The organism is Pseudomonas sp. RIT-PI-S (assembly GCF_025642975.1).
Classification (GTDB): Bacteria; Pseudomonadota; Gammaproteobacteria; order Pseudomonadales; family Pseudomonadaceae; genus Aquipseudomonas.
On sequence record NZ_JANZKJ010000004.1, the window covers coordinates 173,576 to 193,005 of the forward strand.

The 19,430-nt window shown below is 62.9% G+C and carries 20 protein-coding genes; 11 read left to right on the forward strand and 9 right to left on the reverse strand.

Translation table 11 applies throughout. The features are described 5' to 3' along the window. Positions 1–107: 107 nt before the first annotated feature. Entirely contained in the window at positions 108–944 is an 837-nt protein-coding gene (locus OGL93_RS08660) for a LuxR C-terminal-related transcriptional regulator (protein ID WP_263262182.1), read from the forward strand. Positions 945–955: 11 nt separating this feature from the next. Here the strand turns inward: OGL93_RS08660 and OGL93_RS08665 are convergent, their stop codons facing one another. Then, complete coding sequence (locus OGL93_RS08665) at positions 956–1,606, reverse strand: glutathione S-transferase family protein (protein ID WP_263262184.1); 651 nt, start codon at positions 1,604–1,606, stop codon at positions 956–958. Positions 1,607–1,682: 76 nt separating this feature from the next. Here OGL93_RS08665 and OGL93_RS08670 point away from each other — a divergent pair, with 76 nt between their 5' ends. Beyond that, complete coding sequence (locus OGL93_RS08670) at positions 1,683–2,252, forward strand: TetR/AcrR family transcriptional regulator (protein ID WP_263262186.1); 570 nt, start codon at positions 1,683–1,685, stop codon at positions 2,250–2,252. Positions 2,253–2,280: 28 nt separating this feature from the next. Here the strand turns inward: OGL93_RS08670 and OGL93_RS08675 are convergent, their stop codons facing one another. Beyond that, positions 2,281–2,778 (reverse strand): GNAT family N-acetyltransferase, encoded by a 498-nt coding sequence (locus tag OGL93_RS08675; RefSeq protein ID WP_263262188.1) that lies wholly within the window; start codon positions 2,776–2,778, stop codon positions 2,281–2,283. Between the two features lie 275 nt (positions 2,779–3,053). On the opposite strand from OGL93_RS08675, the gene OGL93_RS08680 reads away from it, so the two are divergent. After that, the gene (locus OGL93_RS08680) at positions 3,054–4,271 is read left to right on the forward strand and encodes a GGDEF domain-containing protein (RefSeq protein WP_263262190.1); all 1,218 of its coding nucleotides are present in this window, start codon (positions 3,054–3,056) and stop codon (positions 4,269–4,271) included. A gap of 24 nt (positions 4,272–4,295) precedes the next feature. Here OGL93_RS08680 and OGL93_RS08685 read toward each other — a convergent pair whose 3' ends face one another. Beyond that, positions 4,296–4,745: a cupin domain-containing protein gene (locus OGL93_RS08685; RefSeq protein WP_263262192.1), complete on the reverse strand. Its 450-nt coding sequence runs from the start codon at positions 4,743–4,745 to the stop codon at positions 4,296–4,298. 481 nt (positions 4,746–5,226) lie between these two features. Here OGL93_RS08685 and OGL93_RS08690 point away from each other — a divergent pair, with 481 nt between their 5' ends. From OGL93_RS08690 to OGL93_RS08710, 5 genes are all read left to right on the forward strand, one after another. Beyond that, the gene (locus tag OGL93_RS08690) at positions 5,227–5,526 is read left to right on the forward strand and encodes a hypothetical protein (RefSeq protein ID WP_263262193.1); all 300 of its coding nucleotides are present in this window, start codon (positions 5,227–5,229) and stop codon (positions 5,524–5,526) included. Between the two features lie 1,207 nt (positions 5,527–6,733). After that, positions 6,734–7,606: an ectoine/hydroxyectoine ABC transporter substrate-binding protein EhuB gene (gene ehuB / locus OGL93_RS08695; protein ID WP_346659637.1), complete on the forward strand. Its 873-nt coding sequence runs from the start codon at positions 6,734–6,736 to the stop codon at positions 7,604–7,606. 8 nt (positions 7,607–7,614) lie between these two features. Beyond that, positions 7,615–8,292 carry an ectoine/hydroxyectoine ABC transporter permease subunit EhuC gene (gene ehuC / locus OGL93_RS08700; RefSeq protein ID WP_263262196.1) on the forward strand — a complete coding sequence of 226 codons (678 nt, stop codon included), beginning with the start codon at positions 7,615–7,617 and terminating at the stop codon, positions 8,290–8,292. Between the two features lie 3 nt (positions 8,293–8,295). Further along, positions 8,296–8,946, forward strand: coding sequence for an ectoine/hydroxyectoine ABC transporter permease subunit EhuD (gene ehuD / locus OGL93_RS08705; protein WP_263262197.1), 651 nt, complete (start codon positions 8,296–8,298; stop codon positions 8,944–8,946). Further along, positions 8,939–9,721, forward strand: coding sequence for an amino acid ABC transporter ATP-binding protein (locus OGL93_RS08710; RefSeq protein WP_263262198.1), 783 nt, complete (start codon positions 8,939–8,941; stop codon positions 9,719–9,721). Before ehuD ends, OGL93_RS08710 begins: the two co-directional genes overlap by 8 nt. Positions 9,722–9,750: 29 nt before the next feature. Here OGL93_RS08710 and OGL93_RS08715 read toward each other — a convergent pair whose 3' ends face one another. Both OGL93_RS08715 and OGL93_RS08720 read right to left on the reverse strand, forming a co-directional pair. Next, positions 9,751–10,533 (reverse strand): SDR family oxidoreductase, encoded by a 783-nt coding sequence (locus OGL93_RS08715; protein WP_263262199.1) that lies wholly within the window; start codon positions 10,531–10,533, stop codon positions 9,751–9,753. A gap of 136 nt (positions 10,534–10,669) precedes the next feature. Beyond that, positions 10,670–11,428: an SDR family oxidoreductase gene (locus tag OGL93_RS08720; RefSeq protein ID WP_263262200.1), complete on the reverse strand. Its 759-nt coding sequence runs from the start codon at positions 11,426–11,428 to the stop codon at positions 10,670–10,672. A gap of 127 nt (positions 11,429–11,555) precedes the next feature. Here OGL93_RS08720 and OGL93_RS08725 point away from each other — a divergent pair, with 127 nt between their 5' ends. Continuing rightward, on the forward strand, positions 11,556–11,990 hold the full coding sequence (locus OGL93_RS08725; RefSeq protein WP_263262202.1) for a helix-turn-helix domain-containing protein: 435 nt from the start codon (positions 11,556–11,558) through the stop codon (positions 11,988–11,990). A 41-nt stretch (positions 11,991–12,031) separates the two neighbouring features. Here OGL93_RS08725 and OGL93_RS08730 read toward each other — a convergent pair whose 3' ends face one another. Continuing rightward, on the reverse strand, positions 12,032–12,766 hold the full coding sequence (locus OGL93_RS08730) for a hypothetical protein (RefSeq protein WP_263262204.1): 735 nt from the start codon (positions 12,764–12,766) through the stop codon (positions 12,032–12,034). Positions 12,767–13,082: 316 nt separating this feature from the next. Here OGL93_RS08730 and OGL93_RS08735 point away from each other — a divergent pair, with 316 nt between their 5' ends. Next, positions 13,083–14,777 carry an SDR family oxidoreductase gene (locus OGL93_RS08735; RefSeq protein ID WP_263262205.1) on the forward strand — a complete coding sequence of 565 codons (1,695 nt, stop codon included), beginning with the start codon at positions 13,083–13,085 and terminating at the stop codon, positions 14,775–14,777. Positions 14,778–15,260: 483 nt separating this feature from the next. Here OGL93_RS08735 and OGL93_RS08740 read toward each other — a convergent pair whose 3' ends face one another. Both OGL93_RS08740 and OGL93_RS08745 read right to left on the reverse strand, forming a co-directional pair. After that, the gene (locus OGL93_RS08740) at positions 15,261–15,647 is read right to left on the reverse strand and encodes a cupin domain-containing protein (RefSeq protein ID WP_263262207.1); all 387 of its coding nucleotides are present in this window, start codon (positions 15,645–15,647) and stop codon (positions 15,261–15,263) included. Positions 15,648–15,680: 33 nt separating this feature from the next. Further along, positions 15,681–16,544, reverse strand: coding sequence for an AraC family transcriptional regulator (locus tag OGL93_RS08745; protein ID WP_263262209.1), 864 nt, complete (start codon positions 16,542–16,544; stop codon positions 15,681–15,683). A 192-nt stretch (positions 16,545–16,736) separates the two neighbouring features. Between OGL93_RS08745 and OGL93_RS08750 the strand changes: the two genes are divergently transcribed. Further along, the gene (locus OGL93_RS08750) at positions 16,737–17,129 is read left to right on the forward strand and encodes a GFA family protein (RefSeq protein WP_263262211.1); all 393 of its coding nucleotides are present in this window, start codon (positions 16,737–16,739) and stop codon (positions 17,127–17,129) included. A gap of 13 nt (positions 17,130–17,142) precedes the next feature. On the opposite strand, the gene OGL93_RS08755 is transcribed toward OGL93_RS08750, so the two are convergent. After that, a complete protein-coding gene (locus OGL93_RS08755) occupies positions 17,143–19,368 on the reverse strand; it encodes an ATP-binding protein (protein WP_263262213.1) in 2,226 nt (741 codons plus the stop codon). Positions 19,369–19,430 lie beyond the last annotated feature (62 nt).

The following is a 19,430-nucleotide window of genomic DNA, read 5'->3' on the forward strand; positions in this document are numbered from 1 at the left end:
GCCGGCCACTAAAAGGCTGGCCGGCATGTCGGCTGTGCGGGCAGTATGCGCATCAGCGAGGGTTAGCGGGTATTCCGCAGCTGGGGTAACCCATTTGGGGTAGAGCGATGACAATCACACTCGAGGACATGGCCTGGCATCGGGCGATCGCACAGTTGATCGAAGCGCTGGACCGGCCCAACTTCTGGGCGCAACTGGTGCGCCTGATCCACCAGCATGTGAGTTTCGATAGCTGGGTAGTGCTGGAATTCAGCAGCGCCGAGCGGCCCCTGGTGTTCGCCGAATGCCCGGCGCAGGACGGCAGCCCGGATCAATTGTTCCAGGACTACCTCAATGGCCTTTACCTGCTGGACCCGTTCTACATCGCCAGCCGCGAACGGCCGCAGAGCGGGCTGTTCCGCCTGGCCGAAGTGGCCCCGGAACACTTCGAGCTGACCGAGTATTACCAGCGCTACTTCCGCCTCAACGTCGTCGCCGATGAGGTCCAGTTCAACTGCCAGGTAGACCCGGATCGCACGCTGTGCCTGTCGCTGGGGGCCACCCGGCGCTTCAGCGTGGAGCAGATTGCCCTCTTGGCGATGATCCAGCCGTGGGTGATCGCACTGCTGCGCCAGCGCCTGCCACTGGAGAGGGCCGAGCCAGTGCCCGGCCAGGCACTCGTGGCGCCGCAACCCGGGCCCAATGATTGGCGCGCGCAACTGGAAGCCTCGGTCAAGCAAAGCCGCGGCGCTCAGCTCACGGCCCGGGAACTGGACGTTGGCCGCTTGATGCTCAGCGGCTGCTCCAGCAAGGAAATCGCCCGCAAGCTGCACATCTCCGCCGAAACGGTCCGCGTACACAAGAAACACATGTACAGCAAGCTGGGCATCAAGTCGCAGCATGAGCTGTTTTCGATCTTCCTCCAGGCCCAGAGCGCCGGCAATGAAACAAGCCTGGCGCTGTGAGCCATTGCGGATCAGCCCGACAGTTCGGAGAAATCCGGCGCTTTCAGCACGGCCTGGCCAGAGGGCCGTTGCCGCAGGCGCTCCAGGTAGACGGCAAGCGGCTGGCCCGGCGCCAGCCAGCCTTGGCCTGGCATCCGCTGCAGGTAGTCCAACATCGGTGCCAGCAGGGCATCGGCCAGGCTGAAGCGAGCCCCGCAGAGAAACGCCTGCGCACCTAGCTGGGCCTGCAAGATGCCGAGGGTGGCTTCAACGCGGCTTTGCGCGTGGGCGAGGGCAGCCTCGCTGAGGGTTTTATCGGGTCGTGGGCCCGCCACCTTGAGCAGGTAATGACGCACCAGGCAGCTGTCCACCCCGGTGGCCAAGGCGCTGGCCCATTGGTCTACCAAGGGCGCTGGGTCCTCGGCGGCCTCGGGCGGCGCCGGAGGAAATGCCCGGTCCAGATAGCGGCAGATCGCGAGTGTCTCGAAGACGCGCCGCTCGCCATGGATCAGCACCGGAACCTGGCCAAAGGGGTGCAGGGCGCGGTGCGCTTCGCCGTGCAGCGCTATGGGCTGCCCATAGGCAGACATGCCGTAGGTTGCCTCGAGCCCTTTCTCCAGGCAGTAAAGGCGCACGGTGCGCACCAGGGAGCTGAAGCCTGGGCCAACGATGTGTAGAGCCATCCATACTTCTCCTTGTAAGAAGCCTGCATGCTGGCAACAATCACCGTATGTTCAAGAACATAATCTGAGGAACGTTATGCCCTGGCCCGAAGAGCAACGTGACCACACCCGGCAGCGCATCCTGGACAGCGCGGCGCGGCTGTTTGCCTTGCACGGTTTCGATGCGATCAGCCTGGATGACCTGATGGCCGACGCCGGGCTTACCCGAGGCGCGTTCTATCATCACTTTCGCACCAAGACCGAGCTGTATGGCGAAGCCATCATCCATGCCGGCAAAGCGGGCAGCGCTTACCTCGACACGCTGGGCGATGCCGGCCTGGCGCTGTTGGTGGAACACTATCTGCGCGTCAGCCATTGCGAAGGGGAGAATTTACGCTGCCCCCTTGCGTTCATGGCAACCGATGTCACCCATCGTGAACAGAAGATCCGGCGCAGTTATACCCGCACTTTCGAGGCCTTCGTGAAGCGCCTGCAAGCCGGCCTGGCAGGCGCATCGCCAAGGGTGCGTGAGCGGGCGTTTCAGCTGGCAGCGACGCTTATCGGCGGCGTGGCCATCGCCAGGGCGTTGGATGACCCCGAACTGGCTCAAGAACTATTGGCGGCGTGCCGCGAAGGCGGCCAGGCGCTGGTGGATGAGGGCTCCTGAAGCGCAGCCCGGTGATGCGAGCTTGAGGTCAGATCGAGAGGAGGAGGCGACGTTCGTTCGTGCTCAGGTCCATAGCCGCGGTGTCTGCCCGGAACCCGCACCGCTCAAGCACCTTTCTCGAGCCGATATTGGTGGTGTAGACATGCGCGCAAAGTTGCGTGAGGCCCCAGCGGGCTTTCGCTTCGTGGATCAAACGTTGCAGCGCCAGCGTGGCCAGCCCCTGTCCGCAGTAGCGTTGGTCGATCCGGTAGCCCACTTGTGCTGAGCCCTTCGGCGCGTTGATATTTTTCAGATTGGCCCGGCCCACGATGGCTGCGTTTGAATGTTCGATAACAAAGGGATGCCAGGCGCCGTTGGCGAAAGCCGACAAGTAGCCCTCGATATGGTCTGTCACGCCGGGTATCGAATAGAAAGACTGCGGGCGCGCGTCGATGTGGGATTCAAACCATAGGTGGTTATAGGTTTCGAAGGTCAGCAACGCCTCGCCATCATGGGCTGTCATCGTGCGGACGGTAAATGTGCTCATGGCGCGCACCTCCCTGCGGACACTGCCTTGTTTATCAAAGCGCTGCCAAACGAGTATTGCCAGCCCGCTTTGGATAATCGATGCGCTTGCGCACCGGCAGCAGCGCAGCCAATTCACCGAAAGAAGGTGTGCCCCTCGACCAGCGGTGCCAAATTCGCCGCGCCGCGGCCGATACAGGGGCGGGTTGCCTCGGAAGCGGGGCGCTCCCCGGAAAGGATGGTGCACCGCATCATCCGTTTCCGTCTCTCGTTTCGTGACTTATCGCCCGGTGCCGCATGCTTGCTCCCGATATCGATCGCCCCCGCCCCGACGACCCGCAAACGCTTGCCGAGGTCGAGCGAACGATTGCCTCCGGCGCGCGCACGCTGCGTTTTGGCGGCGACCTTGAGCGCCGTTACCAGGCGGACACTCACCAGCAGCGGCTCGCTTTCATCACCACGGTCGGTATCGGCGGGGGGCTGGTTTATAACCTGTTCTTGATCAGCGACTGGTTGATGCTGCGCGACATGTTCGTCTACGTAGCGCTGGGCCGTCTGTGTCTGATCACCCCGATGTTCATCGGCGCTCTGGCATTGGGCCGGCGCGTGACATCGCGGTGGGCATTGGAGGCGATCGCGGCGGCGGCGACCGTGCTGTGCTCGGTGATGCCGCTGATAGTGATGATCTACAGCGACAGCCCGTATCAGCTGCATTACCAGCTGGGCATGCTGCTGATCATGGTCTACTGCACGATGATTCAGCAGCTCCCTCTGGGTTTCGCAGCGGCGGCCATGATGAGCATGTTGGTCATCCAGCTTGTGACCACCTACATCGCCGAGTTCGCAGACGTCCTGGCCTGGCAGGCCAATGCCATGTTCTATGCATCCGCGGTGGCGCTGCTGCTGATGGCGTCTTACTTCCTGGAGCGGGGCACCCGCCTGAGTTACCTGTTCGCCCTGCGCGGGCGCCTTTTGCACGTGCAGCTGACCGAGATCGCCCGCACCGACGCCCTGACCCAGCTGTTCAACAGGCGTTATCAAGGCGAGGTCATGGCCTTGATCTGGGACGGCGCCGCAGGCTCGCCGACGCGCGTGGCGGTCATCCTGCTCGATATCGACCACTTCAAGGCCTACAACGACAGCTATGGCCACCTGCAGGGGGATCAATGCTTGAAGCAGTTGAGCCGGGTGGTTCAGCAGGCCGCGCAAAAACGCGGCGCCCTGGCGTTTCGCTTCGGCGGTGAAGAGATGCTGATTTTGCTGACCAATGCCGATACCCGCCGCGCCGGGGCGCTCGCCGAAGAACTGCGCCAGGCGGTGACAGCGCTGGCGGTGCCGCACCCGGTCTTGGGCGAGGGCGCTTGCGTCACCATCAGCCTGGGCCTGGCCGCGGCAATCGCGCCCCACACCAGCGCCGATGCCCTGATCGCCAGCGCGGACAGCGCGCTGTATGCAGCCAAGCATGCCGGGCGCGACTGCTTGCGTTGCGCGCCGTTGGAGGCGGTGAAGGGGTAGGGGCGGCCGTCGAAACGCCGCCGTTTACTTCGCCAGTATCACCAGCGGCGCTTCTTTTTTCACGATGTAGGTTGCCAGTTCCGAGCCAGTGGTGGCCCCGATGTTCTTCGCGATATGTGCGGTGCCCTCTGGTATGTACAGTGAGTCCCCTGCTTTGAGCGTTACCGCTGGCTGTCCTTCCAGTTCATAGGTAAAGGTGCCGCTGATCACGTAAGCGACTTCCACGCCAGGGTGCGAATGCTTGGGTGCCGCGACTCCGGGGTCGAAATCAACCCGAACTTGGAGCACTTCCCGGTCAGCGCCGAGATCATGGCGTAGTAGATCCGTGCGATGCAGGCCTGTTTGCCAGCTGTTTGCGGGGGCTGTTTGCGGTGCGGTTTCAGCCTGGGTAAGGCCGGCGAAGGAAGCGAGTGCGATGGCAGCCGCAAGCGTAGCGCCACGGCTGAAGGTGTAACGTGCATTGAAACGAAGCATGGGCGTTCTCCAACTAAGGTACCGGAAAGGGCGTAGCGACTGCGGTGCGGTGCTCATTTCAAACTTGTGGTGTATCTCCCATGTGTCCGGGAAGCCTGCACCTTGTATCCCCGGATAGCGTGTGGGGGAGTGGGTACATTGAGATACATGGCGGGGTCTCCGAGAACAGCCGGGCCAGGCTAAAGATCATGCAGGGGGACGCCTACTCCATGAGTGGCTGCATCGATTTTTCTAAAGATACGTGTCGCTCCGCCGACTACCCTCTGAGGCGATCCGGTTATCGGGTAGCTGTTCTGTTGAAGTTGCCGCCACCCTAGGCCGTATAAAGTGCCTGCGCTTGGTCATGCTGCGTTAAAGCCGGCTCGGAATGCTCATTTACAATCAGTAAACCCCGCTTCCTCGCCGGTTTTGCCTTGCCTGACCGTCGCTCGCCGGCTTTTCGTACAGAGCCTAAATATCAATCCAACAAGGAATCGTGATCTTGCGCAGAGAATTAATAACTGTCGGCATCCTGTTAACGCTGGCCGGGTGCACCTTTACGGGCGCAGATGCCATTGCACCAGACCAATACATGATCAAAAGCTATGGCAGCATCTTCAATTCCAGGGCTGGGATGTTAGAGAACATCAATCAAAAAGCCGCCAAGGTCTGTGGGGGGAAGAAATACCATTTGGTTGGCGATTCTGACGCTGACATGGTTGTTAGCACGCGAACTCAGATCGGTAACACACCCACCACAGTTTTAGGCTTGATAGCCGTGTGCGAAGGTAGTGGCGCTTAGCGTGTCCTGACTTCGGTGCATGCCAATCACTCACTGCCTCACCCAGCTGGTTCCGATATGTTTGCGCGCGGATGAGAATTGGGCCCGCGAGAATGCTCGTTACTCTATTTTTTTGAGATCACGCCACTCGCGCCTACCGATGTCTTCGTTAGCAAGGTGGCGCCTGCAATCAAATTTGTAGGTTAACTCTCGCAAGCGGGAGGAGGGGCGCAAATACTTGGTTCCGAATCGAAAGGAATGGTTAGCGGCCAAGCTCATTGGTGAAATAGATAAATAGGAATAAAATGAATATTTTTTCTTTGAAAAGCCGTAATAAGGCGCGGAAGCAATTGGATTTTTATAAGCCTACAAATCCTGCAGCAATGGCTCTATGGTCAGCTTGAAGATTTGATCAAGGCGACGGAAAGCGGTGGCATCAGAAAATGGAAGCAAGGGAAATTCCAGCTCACCGAATAACGGAAAAATTAAATCTTCGTAATCATCGAGAGCTCTCGGAAGGCTATGGCAATTTTTTTGTTGAGCTCAGTGGAGGTTAGGATACTGAAGAATTTAAATGATGCAGAAAATGATAAGTAAACGGAGGCCCAGCCGGTCAAGAGAGTTGGGTAACCAAGAAGACCTGGAGAATCCAGCTTCAGTGGTTTTTGTTTTTTGCTTTATGGATATTGCCATGAGGTTCGGTTGGAAAATCTGTCTAGCGCCAGTTAGTTAGCGTTTCTTGCAGGTCTACCGGCCTCTAGTCTTCACCTCCGCGTCTTAGAAGGGGCAATGTCGGTCGAAAGCAGCCGACCCTAACCGCGCCGCCGACCCAATCAAATGTCGTAGACGGCGCAGCGCGGGGTAGCACCGTAGCGCCTGCGGTGGAGGGGCGCTGTTGCGCCTAACGTTCCTCGGCGGCCAAGCCGGTCGCTGAATTGGCAGCGACGCCCGGAGATAGAGAGCGTAGGTGAGGAGTGCAGGGGCTGAAGCGCGCATTGCGGCCGCGCGTTCAATCACAGCAACCCCTGCCGCCCCGCTCACATCCGCCAACCGGCGCATAGGGCAATCCCTCCCCATTCCAAGGACCGCCGCGTGCATATGTTTATGCCTTTACGATATTTAGGAAACTAACTTAATTTCAGCAAGATATAGCCATGATTCACCGGGCTGAGGCTAACCGCTGGCGGCCAGGTCGTCCCCTTTTCCTTGGCAATCCTGAGCCCTCTCCATGATACGCACCCACGCTATGTCCCTTCCCGCACTTCTTGGCACCGCATTGCTGCTCACAGGGCTCGGGGCAGCGCCCGCCACAGCGGGCCTGCTGGAAAAAGGCCGTGCCAGCGGCTTGACCGCCGGGATCGCCAACGAGCAACCCTATGCCTACCTAGACACCAGCGGCCAGGTCACCGGCGCCAACATCGAAATCCTCAAGGCGGTGCTCGCGCCTCTTGGGATCAGCAAGGTAGATACCCCGATCAGCGATTTCGGCTCGCTGGTGCCGGGCCTTGCGGCCAAACGCTTCGATCTGATCGGGGCTGGCCTGTTCATCAACCCGCAGCGCTGCAAGGTCATCGGTTATTCCAACCCGGTCACTCGTTCCGGCGGGGCCTTCATCGTCAAGGCCGGCAACCCGTTGAACCTGCATAGCCTCAAGGATGTGGCCAGCCACCCTGAGGCGCGCCTGGCGACCCAACCGGGCAGCAACCAGGTGCAGGAGGCCACGGCCAGCGGCATTGCCAGCGCCAACTTGGCGTTGTTTGACAAAGACACCGAAGCCCTGGCCGCGCTGGAGGCTGGCCGGGTGGACGTGGTGTATTTCCCCGATGCCGAGGTCATCAGCCTGATCAAGAAAGCCAGCAGCGCCTCGGTCGAGCGCGCGCTGCCTTTCGAACAGATCCCGGACGCCCAGGGCAAGCCCTCCTGGAATTACCACGCCTACGGCCTGCCGAAGAATGATCCGGCGTTCATCGCGGCGTTCAACGAGCAGTTGGCGAAGTTGCGGGCCTCTGGCGAGTTGTTGAAGATCCTTGAGAAGTACGGGTATACCGAGAACGAGCTGGCGCCCGCCGACGTCACCGCCGACCAACGCTGCGCGCTCTAGGTACAACCATGCTCGCTGACCTGCCCGCCGTGCCGGCCGCCCTGTTCATTGGCGGCCAGCTTGCCAAGGGCGCGGCTGTGACCCTGGAGATCACCGTGCTCGCCGAGGCGCTGGTGCTGGTGATGGCCCTGCTGATCGCGCTCATGCGCTTGTCGCCGTGGCGGGCGCTGCGCTGGGCGGCCACCCTGTACGTTGAGGTGCTGCGGGGGATTTCCGCCCTGGTGCTGCTGTTCTACTTGTATTTCATCCTGCCACTGTTCGATATCACCTTGTCGCCGATGGCCACTGGGGTGATCGGCTTGGGCCTGACGTTCTCCGCATACGGGTCCGAGATCGTGCGCTCGGCGCTGGTCAACGTCAGCCAGGGGCAGCGTGATGCGCTGCGCGCGCTGGACTTCCCGCCAGGGGTGGGCCTGCGCCGGATCATCTTGCCCCAAGCCTTGCCGGTGATGCTGCCACCCTTGGGCAATCAGTTGGTGGAGTTGATGAAAACGACCTCGCTGGTGTCCCTCATTACCTTGACCGACCTGACGTTCGCGGGCGGCCAACTGATCACGACCCTTGGCCAGCAGGCCCTGATCTGGAGCCTCGTGCTGCTGTGCTATTTCGCCATGGCCTGGCCGCTGACCGTGCTGGTGCGCCGCTACGAGTCTCACCTCACGGCATGGCGCAGGCCCAAGGAGTGACCCATGGATTTTGATTTCGCCTTTGCATGGTCGATTGTTCCGGACCTGCTGCGTGGCCTTCTGGTGACCGTTCAGGTGGTGCTGCTGGGGTTTGCCCTGGCCGTCGCCATCGGCTTGCTGATGGCCATGGCCGAGCGTGCGCCCAGCAAGGCGCTGCACCGGGCGGTGCGTGCCTACCTGGGCTTTTTCCGCAGCACGCCGCTGATGGTCCAGCTGTACTTGTTGTTCTTCGCCCTCCCGCTGGCCGGGCTCACCCTGCCGGCGATCGCGACCGGTGTGATCGGCCTTGGCCTTTATTACGGTGCTTATATCGCCGAAGCCTTTCGTGGCGCGATCGACGACGTGCCTCCGGGGCAGTGGGAAGCGGCCAAGGCCCTGGATTTCAGCCGCGGCGTGACGTGGCGGCGGCTGATCCTGCCTCAGGCGCTCAAGCCGATGCTGCCGGTGCTGGGTAATTACCTTATTGGCATGTTCAAGGAAACGCCGCTGCTGGCGGTGATCACCATTCCCGAGCTGTTCCTGGCCGCCAAGCAGGTGGCCGGGATGAGCTACCGCTACACCGAACCCTACACGCTGATGGCGCTGATGTTCCTGGCGATCAGTGTGCCTACCTCACTGGCGTTCAAATACCTGGAGCACCGTCGTCATGCCTGAAGTGGCTGTACCCTCGACGCCGCACATCGTGCTCAAGGATGTGGTCAAGGCATTCGGCAACACCCGGGTGCTGGATCGGCTGAGCCTGAGCATACCCCTGGGGCAGAAGGTGGCGCTGATCGGCCCAAGTGGTTCGGGCAAGTCCACGGTGTTGCGGCTGATCAAAGGGCTGGAGCGTTACCAGGCCGGCAGCATCGAAGTGGCGGGGGAGCCGGTGCCGGCCAGGCGTGGTGGCTGGCGCTGGCCGGGCTCGCCCAGGCCTGCCTTCGTTCACCGGGTAGGCATGGTGTTCCAGCAGTTCAACTTGTTCCCTCACCTCACCGTGCTGGAAAACATCACCGAGGCCCCCCTGCGGGTGCTCAGGCTCACCGCCGAAGAGGCCCGTGCCAGGGCGCTGAGCTACCTGGACCAGGTCGGCCTAGTGGGCAAAGCCAACGCCTATCCGGGGCAGCTGTCAGGCGGGCAGCAGCAACGGGTAGCCATCGCCCGGGCCTTGGCGATGCACCCGCAGGTGTTGCTGTTCGACGAGGTGACCTCCGCCCTGGACCCGGAACTGGTAGGGGAGGTGCTGGCGGTGATCCGCGCCATCGCCGATGAGCAACGGACCACCATGCTGCTAGTTACCCACGAAATGACCTTCGCTCGGGACGTGGCCGACCGGGTGCTGTTCATGGAAGGCGGCAAGATCATCGCCGACGGCACGCCCGAGCAGATCCTGGTCGCCCCGACCAACACCCGCACCCAGCGCTTTCTGAGGGCGGTAAGCGTGCGCTGAGCCCATGCCGTAGTCGTTGACCGGACCGCCTATTCCCCGGGGCTCACCGCCGAGCCCGCCAGCAGCCCGCCATCGAGGTTCAACTCTGCTCCTGTCATATACGCCGCCTCGTCCGAGGCCAGCAGCAACGCCACGGCTGCCACTTCGGCCGGAGTACCGAAGCGTTTGAGCGGTGTTTGCGCGGTGAGGGCGGCCAGGCGCGCTTCGCGGCCGGGGCCGTCGCCGAGCATGGCTTCCCACATGGGCGTGAGGATGGCGCCGGGGTGGATGGAGTTGCAGCGGATGGCCCAGCCCTGCTGAGCGCAGTACAGCGCCACGGTTTTGCTGTGGTTGCGGATGGCGGCTTTCGAAGAGGCATAGGCGGCCGCGCCGGGGATGCCCACCAGGGCGGAGCGCGAGGAGAGGTTGATGATCGAGCCGGTGCCCTTGGCCTTCATGGCGCCGATGGCATAGCGGCAGCCGAAGAAGGTACCGTCCAGGTTCACCCGGTGCACCGCGTGCCAGGCCTCCAGGGTGGCGTGTTCGGGATCCTGCGGGGTGGTGCCGCTTTCCAGGCCGGTGATGCCCGCGTTGTTCACCAGCACATCCAAGGCCGGCACCTGCTCGGCCAGCCGCCGCCAGTCGCTTTCCTGGCTGACGTCGAGCTGGATAAAGCGTGCGCCGAGTTCGCGCGCTGCGTTGGCGCCGGCTACCTCGTCCAAGTCGGTGAGGATGACCTCGGCGCCTTCCTCGATGAAGCGCGTGGCGATGGCCAGGCCGATGCCACGGGCGGCACCGGTGATCAGGCAGGTTTTTGCGGCTAGCTTGGGCATGGTTCCTCCGGGGCGGTAAGGCAGGGTTTCAGGGCCCGAAGGGGGATAGCGTAGCAGCTCGCTTACCGGGCCCCTCTCTGTATGCGACGCCAGGGTTGGCTCCGCATTCGGGGAGGGGCCCGGGCGAGCCATGTTGCTACGCCCGTGCCGAGAACTGGTCGTTCAAACCGGTAAATACCTCCTGGTAACCGCCGCTCGCCTCTGCAAAACGCAGCGGCTTCACCCGCTCTACCAGAATTTCCTCGGCCTCCGGCGAGTGCTGGAAGATCCCCATCACCTCTTCGATAAAGTCCTTCAGCGGCATGGCATGCGGGTCGTTGGCCTGGTGTTCGCCCATCAGTTCGGTCTGCACGTAGGGTGGCGCCAGTTCATGGACCTTCACCGAGGTGCCCTTGAGCTGGTAGCGCAGGGCTTGGCTGTAAGAGTGGACCGCCGCCTTGGTCGCGCTATAACTCGGGGTGAGGGCCAACGGCACGAATGCCAGGCCGGAGCTCACGGTGACGATGGCCGCGTGGGGCTGCTTGAGGAAATGCGACAGCAGGGCTTCGTCCAGGCGGATGGGCCCCAGCAGGTTGGTGCCCACGGTCGCTTCCAACTCGCTCGCTCCGGCGCGCAGGTCTTCCTGGCGCATGATGCCCGCGCTGTGGATCACCGCATTCAAGCTGGGGTAGGTGGCGATCAGGTCGCTGGCGACGCGCTTGATGTCGGCAGCGTCGCTGGTGTCCAGCACCACGTAGCGCATGCCGGGGTTGGCCTCGGTCACCTCCTTGAGCAGGGCTTCGCGTCGCCCGGCGATGATGACCTGGTTACCCAGTGCCAGGAAGGCTTCGGCCAGGCCGCGCCCGATGCCGCTGCCGCCGCCGGTGATCAGAAGCGTATTACCTGTGGTGTGCATGGTGCTCTCCTGTTTAGTCAGAATTTGCCACGCCATTTGGCGTGTCTGAACTACCATAGGGCCCATGGGCGCCATCGGGAAGTAGGCGCCGGAAAGTGCTCTACTTACCCAACGGAAACCATGACCCATGACCCACCCATTGCAACCTGCCTCCCGCGCGCCCCAGTGGCCCCACGGTGCGAATGCTAACGACCCGGAACTGGAGGCACTGGTGCGCGAGATCATCGGCCGCATTGCCGATAAATGGACCATGTTGGTGATCGAGGCGTTGGCGGAGCGGGGCTGCCTGCGCTTCACCCAACTGGCCGCGGCGGTGGGTGGCGTCAGCCAGAAAATGCTCACCAAGACCGTGCGCCAGATGGAAGCGGACGGCTTGCTGGTGCGCACGGTCTACCCAGTCGTTCCGCCACGGGTGGAGTACCGCCTTACGGAAATGGGCATGAGCCTGGCAGAAGCTTTCTGCGGTGTTTGGCTGTGGGCCGAGCAGCACCGGCACGTCATCGAGGCCTCTCGGCGGGCATACCAGGCGCAGGCCGAGGGGGAAGGGGAATCAACGCCGTAGGGCCACGCCGAGCTTGCCCTGGCCAGCGCCGAACATGGCGCTTATCCCATCGGGCTGAACGATGAAGCGGCGGAACAATAGCGGCGGCTTTCGGCCGTATCGGTTTCCTCTATCCGCCGGCACTGGTTTCTGAACCATTGCTTGGCAGCTTTGCGGCATTCCCGATACTCGATCGAGCCTCGGCGATAGTTAAGGCACACGCTGGCGTGGTCGATGTCGTTGCCATTCACCTGCCAGCTCGCCAGGTAGCGGCCTGTGCCGTCCCAACCGGGTATCGAGTACTGCTCGTAACCTACGCCTTGGGCAGCATCGGCGCCGGCTGACCTCTGGGAACGCTCCGCACGGTATTGGGCCAGATAGGCCGCCGAGACCATGCCGCGAGCGGGTTCGGCATCGGGCTTCGTATGCGGCACCTCGCCGAAGCGACAGCGCAATACGTGGTCATCAATGGTGGTACCGCCGGCCAGGCAGTCAGCCAGCGGCTTGGCGGTTGACCGCGCCGGTTGCGCAGGAGAGGGCCTGGCCGGCTGTTCCAACTGATCGGCGAGGCGAGGGGACGCGACTGGCACAGGCAATGTGACCGGCGCCGGGCGTAGGTAATAGCTCACTTTTTGCCAGTTCAAACCGAGCAGAGCGATGGGGACCAGCAGCCAGATCAGCAGCACTGGCGCCGGGCGGCGCATTTTCCGCGGCCGCGGCGCAAGAGCGCCGGGCGTGGCGCTCAGAGGCGTTTGATCCTGCCGGAACGGTTTGCGAACGGGGGTGCGAAGGGGCATGACGTGCACTTCAATACTGGCGCAAGCAGGGTGAGGGCTGGCCGACGGCTATTGGATGGCTTGCCAGGCGGCCCTGGAGCCCCGGTTGCCGCTGCAACTGTCGCGGGCGCCAGCAACGCATGGCCTGGAGCGCTGCATGTTGTGTGGAATGCTGCTGCTTGGCAACTGCTGTTCGAACACTCGACAGCCATCTGCGAAAAACAACCGCAACCGCCTAAAGATTCCCCGCCGCGGGCCGACACCAACAGGTCAGGGACTGGATTGATTTGATACTTCGCCCCCGAGGGGCAAGCGTAAGCACTAAGGACAGGGTCTAGTGAGCAGAACAGGTGCGGGCCGTTTGAAGGTTTTGATACTGGGCGGCTATGGCGTTTTTGGTAGCCGATTGGCGGAGCTTCTGGCCGACGTTCCGGAGCTCGATCTGCTTATCTGCGGTCGCCACTATGATCGCGCCGAAGCGTTCTGCACAGGTTACCGAGGGCAGGCCCAGGTCAGCCCTGTGGCGCTCGACCGTGCCGATATCGTAGCGGGGCTTGGGGCGCAGCGACCCGATCTGGTGGTCGATGCGTCCGGCCCGTTCCAGGCATACGGCACCGACCGCTATCGGGTCATCTCGGCCTGCATCAGTGCAGGCGTGGATTATCTGGACTTCGCCGATGCCGCCGATTTCGTGTTCGGCGTGTCTCGGTTCGATGCCGAGGCAAAGGCGGCCGGCGTGTTCGTGCTGTCCGGCGTCAGCAGCTTTCCGGTGCTGACGGCGGCGGTGTTGCGAGAGATGGCCAAGACCATGACCATCACCTCGGTGGAGGGCGGCATCGCCCCTTCGCCTTATGCCGGCATCGGCCTCAATGTGATGCGGGCCGTGGTGGGTTATGCCGGCGCGCCGGTGAAATTGCGCCGTCATGGCATCGACGCCCACGGCATCGGGTTGGCCGAAAGCAAGCGCTTTACCGTCGCGGTTCCGGGCCGGATGCCGCTGCGCAACATTCATTTTTCCTTGGTCGACGTGCCGGACCTGCAAGTCATTGCACCCGAACATCCCGCGTTGACCGATATCTGGATGGGCGCCGGGCCAGTTCCGGAAGCGCTGCACCGGGTTCTTAACCTGCTGGCGAAAGCGCGCGCCAGGTTCAAACTGCCTTCGTTCGAGCCGTTCTCCCCGCTCTTCTATGCGGTACTCAATCGCATGCGCTTCGGCGAGCACCGTGGCGGCATGGTGATTCGTGCGCAAGGGCATGCCAGCGGCAGGACCACCGAGCGAAGCTGGCATCTGCTCGCCGAGGGAGACGACGGCCCTTACATCCCGTCGATGGCAATCGAGGCGCTTATCCGCAAGCTATTGGCCGGTGAGCGTCCCTCGGCTGGAGCGAGGCCAGCCGTTGGAGCACTTGAGCTGGAGGACTACGCTGCGCTGTTCAAGGGGCGGCAGATCTTCACCGGGTTTCGAGACGGCGAGGCGAATGGGCCGCTTTATCGAAACATCCTAGGGGCCGCGTTCAGCGCGCTTCCCACCCGTCTTCAGGAACTGCACGGCAATACCCGCGCCCGGCGCTGGACTGGCCTGGCGCAGGTGCGCCGCGGTCAAAACCCGATCGCCGCGATGGTGGCGGCGATCATTGGCTTTCCGAAGGCTGCGGCCCAGGTGCCGGTGACGGTCACTTTCTCGCCAGAGGCGGGCGTGGAGCGCTGGACGCGGAGCTTCGATGGCAAGCGGTTCACGTCAGTGCAATCCGCGGGCACCGGCAAGAATGAGCACCTTCTGATTGAGCGGTTCGGCATCGCGTCCTTCGCGCTCGCCCTGGTGATCGAGGGTGACCGGCTATACCTGGTGCCCCGGCGCTGGTCGCTCCTGGGCGTACCCATGCCGCGTTGTCTGTTGCCCGCCGGGCGAAGTTTCGAGACCGAGCAGGACGGGTATTTCTGCTTCGACATCGAGATCGCGATGCCGCTGATTGGCCTTATCGTCGGCTACCGAGGCAGGCTGGGCCCAGCCAGCTGCGGCGAAGAATAGGGTCGTTCGGTCGAAGGCGGCGCATCGGGGGCGCTCGGCCGCGCTAACCCGGGTAGTACTTGTTCCACAGCGTGTTCCGAAGGCGGTTGCCGGGGTCCCGTTGCGCTTTGAGGGCGAACAGCCGTTGGGCGTCGGCGTAACCCCGCGAGAATTGTTCGGGTGCCGCGTGCAGCTGTTAGGGCAGGTAATAGGTGCCGCCCGGTGACAGGGCTCGCAAGATGAGCGTTTGGGCGCGTGATACGCGATGTATTTGCCCGGAAGGTCTTTAAACAGCCTCCTGGTGTCGGGTTTTGATGCCTTAAAGTCGGCTGCGCAGGAGATAGGCGCGATTGCCTGGGGGTCTGCAGCTATCACGCCGATTGTGCCCAACCGCTGTAGCGATTGGGCGCAAGTTCGTGCCGTTTGCCTTCGCTGCAGAGGGGGCAGCGTCGCCCGGTTGGCGCGCAGGGGGCAGCTCAACCGGGGTCGGGTAACGCCCCTCGTCTAGATCCAGACGTCATTATCGGCCGTGCGCTCACCACCCTCATGACCGGTATTCAATATTCCGCCAGGCTCGATAATCATCAGTTTGGCTTCGCCTTCGGCAGCTGTTCTGTGCGCGACGCCGCGCGGCACCACATAAAGCTCGCCCGGGGCGACGTATATGCTGCCTTGGGGCAAATCGATACGAAGTTTTCCCTCTATAACGAAAAACGCTTCATCGGTTTCCGGATGGGAGTGCCAAATGAATTCCCCCTCGATGCGCACCACCTTGAATTGGTAGTCGTTCATTTCGGCAACAACTCGCGGGCTCCAGTGCTGATCAATGAGTGAAGCCTTCTGGGCCAGGTTGACGGCATGCATGCTTGCTTGTTGCTGAGTAGTTGGCATGTCGAGCTCTCCAAACAGGGGGGAGATAACAGCCTAACGAATTGGTGTGAGTACGGGCTTGTACGATCCTGCAACTTCACGCGGGGCTCGAATACGCTCCAGCCAGCGCAGCGGAGACACCCCGTAACAAGCGCTGAAATGCCGAGTCACGTGGCTCTGGTCATGAAAGCCTGCCGCCAGCGCGGCGTCTACGAGGGTGAATTGATCGAGGATCAGCGTGCGAAAAAGATCCAGGCGCCGCAGGGTTACAAAACGATAGGGGCTCGTGCCAAACAACGCCCTGAAGTCTCGCGAAAGGCTCCACCGCTCTCGGCCGCTAGCGTGTTCAAGCATCTCCAGGGTAATCCCGCTCTGAAGATTAGCAATGATGAAGTCCCGTGCCCGCAGGGCCGCTTGGTAGTCCACCCGCTTCCGCCCGCGCGGCTTCCCCGCGACCGCCCGCAGCGCCATGGCGAGTTCGAACAAAGCGTCCTGCTCTTCCAGCGGGTCGAGTGGATGGTCCAATGCCTGCATGAAAGGTTGGCTGGCGTTATATAAGCGCAAGTCGTTGGACAGCCCGCCAGCGACATAGGGCAGTGATTCTCCACCAAGGACTTGCTGGATCATGGCAGGGTCCACATAGGCCATGCGATATCTGAAGCCCGCTTCGGTCCCAGCCATGCCGTCATGCAGCTCGTCCGGATGCAGCACTAACGTATTCCCAGGTATACCGTGGCGCAGAGTGCCTCTGTAGTGGAAGCTCTGTATGCCCGATATTGTGCGGCCAATGGAGTACGTATCATGGCGGTGCGGGTCGTAGCCATGCCCACTGAACCATGCCTCGATTCGCTCTATCCGTCCTGGTGCGGCATCTCGAGCGATCCAGTCCTGGGGTGATGGGAAGTCGTTTTGATCCATGAATGGTTAGTCAGAATGGCTAAGAGCTACCTAGGCCGCGATCGCCCGTGGATAAAAGACTATACCCGTAAGTTCATTGGGGTGGGGCCCGGGAGAGGGGCATGCACTCCCAAGGTTGGGTAACCGAGCCCAAACCCCCTGCGCACCGGCTAAGCTCACACCACCCCAGAAAACGACCCAGCGAGGCCCCCTATGAACCCAATCACCGGTGGTTGCTTGTGCGGCGATGTGCGCATCGTGGCGGTAGGGCGCCCGTATCGCGTTGGGCTTTGCCACTGCCTGGACTGCCGCAAGCACCATGGCGCGCTGTTCCATGCGTTTGCGATCTTCCCCCAGGATGCAGTCACTCTCGAGGGCGAGACGCGTGAATACGAAGGGCGTTGTTTTTGCCCGCGCTGCGGCTCGTCGGTGTTTGCCCGCAGTGAGGACGAGATCGAAATCGCCCTGGGCACGCTGGATGCGCCGGATCAGTTTGCACCAACCTACGAAAGCTGGACGGTGCGCCGGGAGGGCTGGTTGCCGGCGTTTCCGCTCGCCCGGCGGTATGAGCACAATCGGGCGTCCACCGGGCGCTCCGAAGCGTAGGCGCTGGCCAGGTTCAGGTTTGGCACCGGTGGGTACTGGCGCGGGCCACCAGCCCCAGTAGTTCGTCGATGTCCGCGGGTTTGGTGAGGTGCGTATCGAAGCCTGCATCCAAGGCCTTGCGAATGTCTTCGGCATGGCCCCAGCCAGACACGGCGATCAAGAAAACCGCATCGCCACCCGGCAGCGCGCGGATCGCGCGGGTGGCCTGGTAGCCGTCCATGTGCGGCATGCCGATGTCGAGTATGGCCACTTCGGGCATGTCCTCGCGGCACCGGGCCACGGCCTGTTCGCCATCGGCGGCCAGCCGCACCTGATGGCCCTCCAGCTCCAATAGCGCCTGCAAGGTAAAAGCGATGTCGCCGTTGTCGTCGGCCACCAGTACGCGGCGTGGCATGCCCTCGGCCGCAGCGGTGGCCACGGGTGGTGGCGCAGGGGGCACCTGGTCGGCTGCCAGGGCCAGGGTCACGGTGAAGCGGCTGCCTTGGCCGAGCCCGGGGCTACTGACGCGCAGCTCGCCTTGATGCAACTCGACCAGGCTCTTGGCCAGGGCCAGGCCCACCCCGAGGCCGCCCGCGTCCACGCCGGGGCTAGCGACCCGCGCGAACATCCGGAAGATGTCCTCCATCTGCTCCGGCGCCAGGCCGATGCCGTCGTCCGCCACTTCAATTTCCACCCCGGCGCCCAACCGGCGCAGCGCCACGGTGATATGCCCCAAGGCGGGGGTGTACTTGACGGCGTTATCCAGCAGGTTGACGAACAACTGCTGCAGGCGCAGCCCGTCACCGTCCACGAAGAGCGGGGCGGTGGGCAGCGAGGCGCGAACCTCCAGGTGCTTGTCCCGCGCCCGCGCCGAGACGAAGTCCAGTGCATCGCGTAGCACGGCAACCAGGTCCAGGTGCTCCAGGCGCAAGTGGATCTTGCCGAAGCTTATGCGCGAGGCGTCCAGCAGGTCGTCGAGCAGCCGGCTCATATGGCTCATCTGGCGCTCGATCACCGCCAGGTGGTGCTCGGTGTGCGCGCCGCCAGCCGCGGATGCGCGGAGCAGGGCGGCGGCCTGGCCGACTGGCACCAACGGGTTGCGTAGTTCATGGGCAAGGGTGGCGATGAATTCATCCTTGCGCCGGTCGGCTTCGACCAAGCCTTGGTGGGCCGCGGCGAGTTTGGCCAAGGCCTCGCTGCGGGCCTCTTCGCTGGCCCGCAAAGCCTTGGCCGATTGGCCCAGGGCCACGGCGACCTCTTGGATTTCGGCGATGCGCGTGTCGGGCAGCGCCGGAACTTCCGCGCGGCCGACCGCCAGCGCGGCGTTACGCAGTTCACGCATCGGCGCGCTGATACGGCGCGCGGCAATCAGCGCCCCGAAGCTTGCGAACAGCAACGACAGTGCCAGGCCGCCGCCGTAGAACGCCAGCGCCCGGTGCACCTTGGTGGTGACCTCGGCGGTGGGAATGCCCGTGGCCACCGTCCAGCCTATGCCTGGCAGGCGCATATAGGCCGTGTAGACCTCCTTTCCATCCGCGGTCGTGGTCACGCCGCTGCCTTCGTTGCCCCCGGCGTTTACCAGGTCGGTCAGCTGCGATGACACCTGCCCCCCCACGGGGAGGCCTATCGAGGGCGTGCGTGCGATCCGTTTGCCGGCACTGTCGAATACCACCACTGTCCAGCCGCTCGGCAACTGCGAGAGCGTAAGCACTTGCGAAACGCTTTCCGGCAGCAGGGGCGCGGTGAGTACATAGCGGAGCTTGCCATCGCGCATTACCGGCACGCGTAGCGGTATCGCCCATGTACCCGAGGGGCCTTTGCCTAACTGGCCGACCATGGGCCCTGGCTGTTCGAGCATGCGGGCAAAGCTCAGCGGCTCTACCGGGCCGGTAAGCGGCCCACCGGCCCCTGGCGCCACCCGCGAAACCACCCGGCCATCCGGCGAGGCGATCAACAGCGCATGCCACCCAGGCATCAACGGCAGCACCCGCTCCAGCACGTTGGTATAAGGCGCCAGGTCGTCGCTATCGAGCAGCGGCGACTGCGCCACGGCCTCGAGGACGGCAAAGGAACGGTTGAGCGTGACTTGCAGCGCGGTAGCGGTTTGGCGGTTGGCTTCCAGCGCGCGGGAAACCGCCTGGCTTTCCTCGTTGCGCAACAGCATCAGCAGCGCGATGCAGGCGCAGAGCGCGACCGGAAGGGTGCTGACCAGCACTATGGTCAGCAAGCGGCGGTGCAAGGAGGATCGAGGATGGCGCACAGCGGGGAGCTCCGGAGCAAGCGGCGAGGATATCAAATTGAAGCGCGCGCAACGACGCCGCC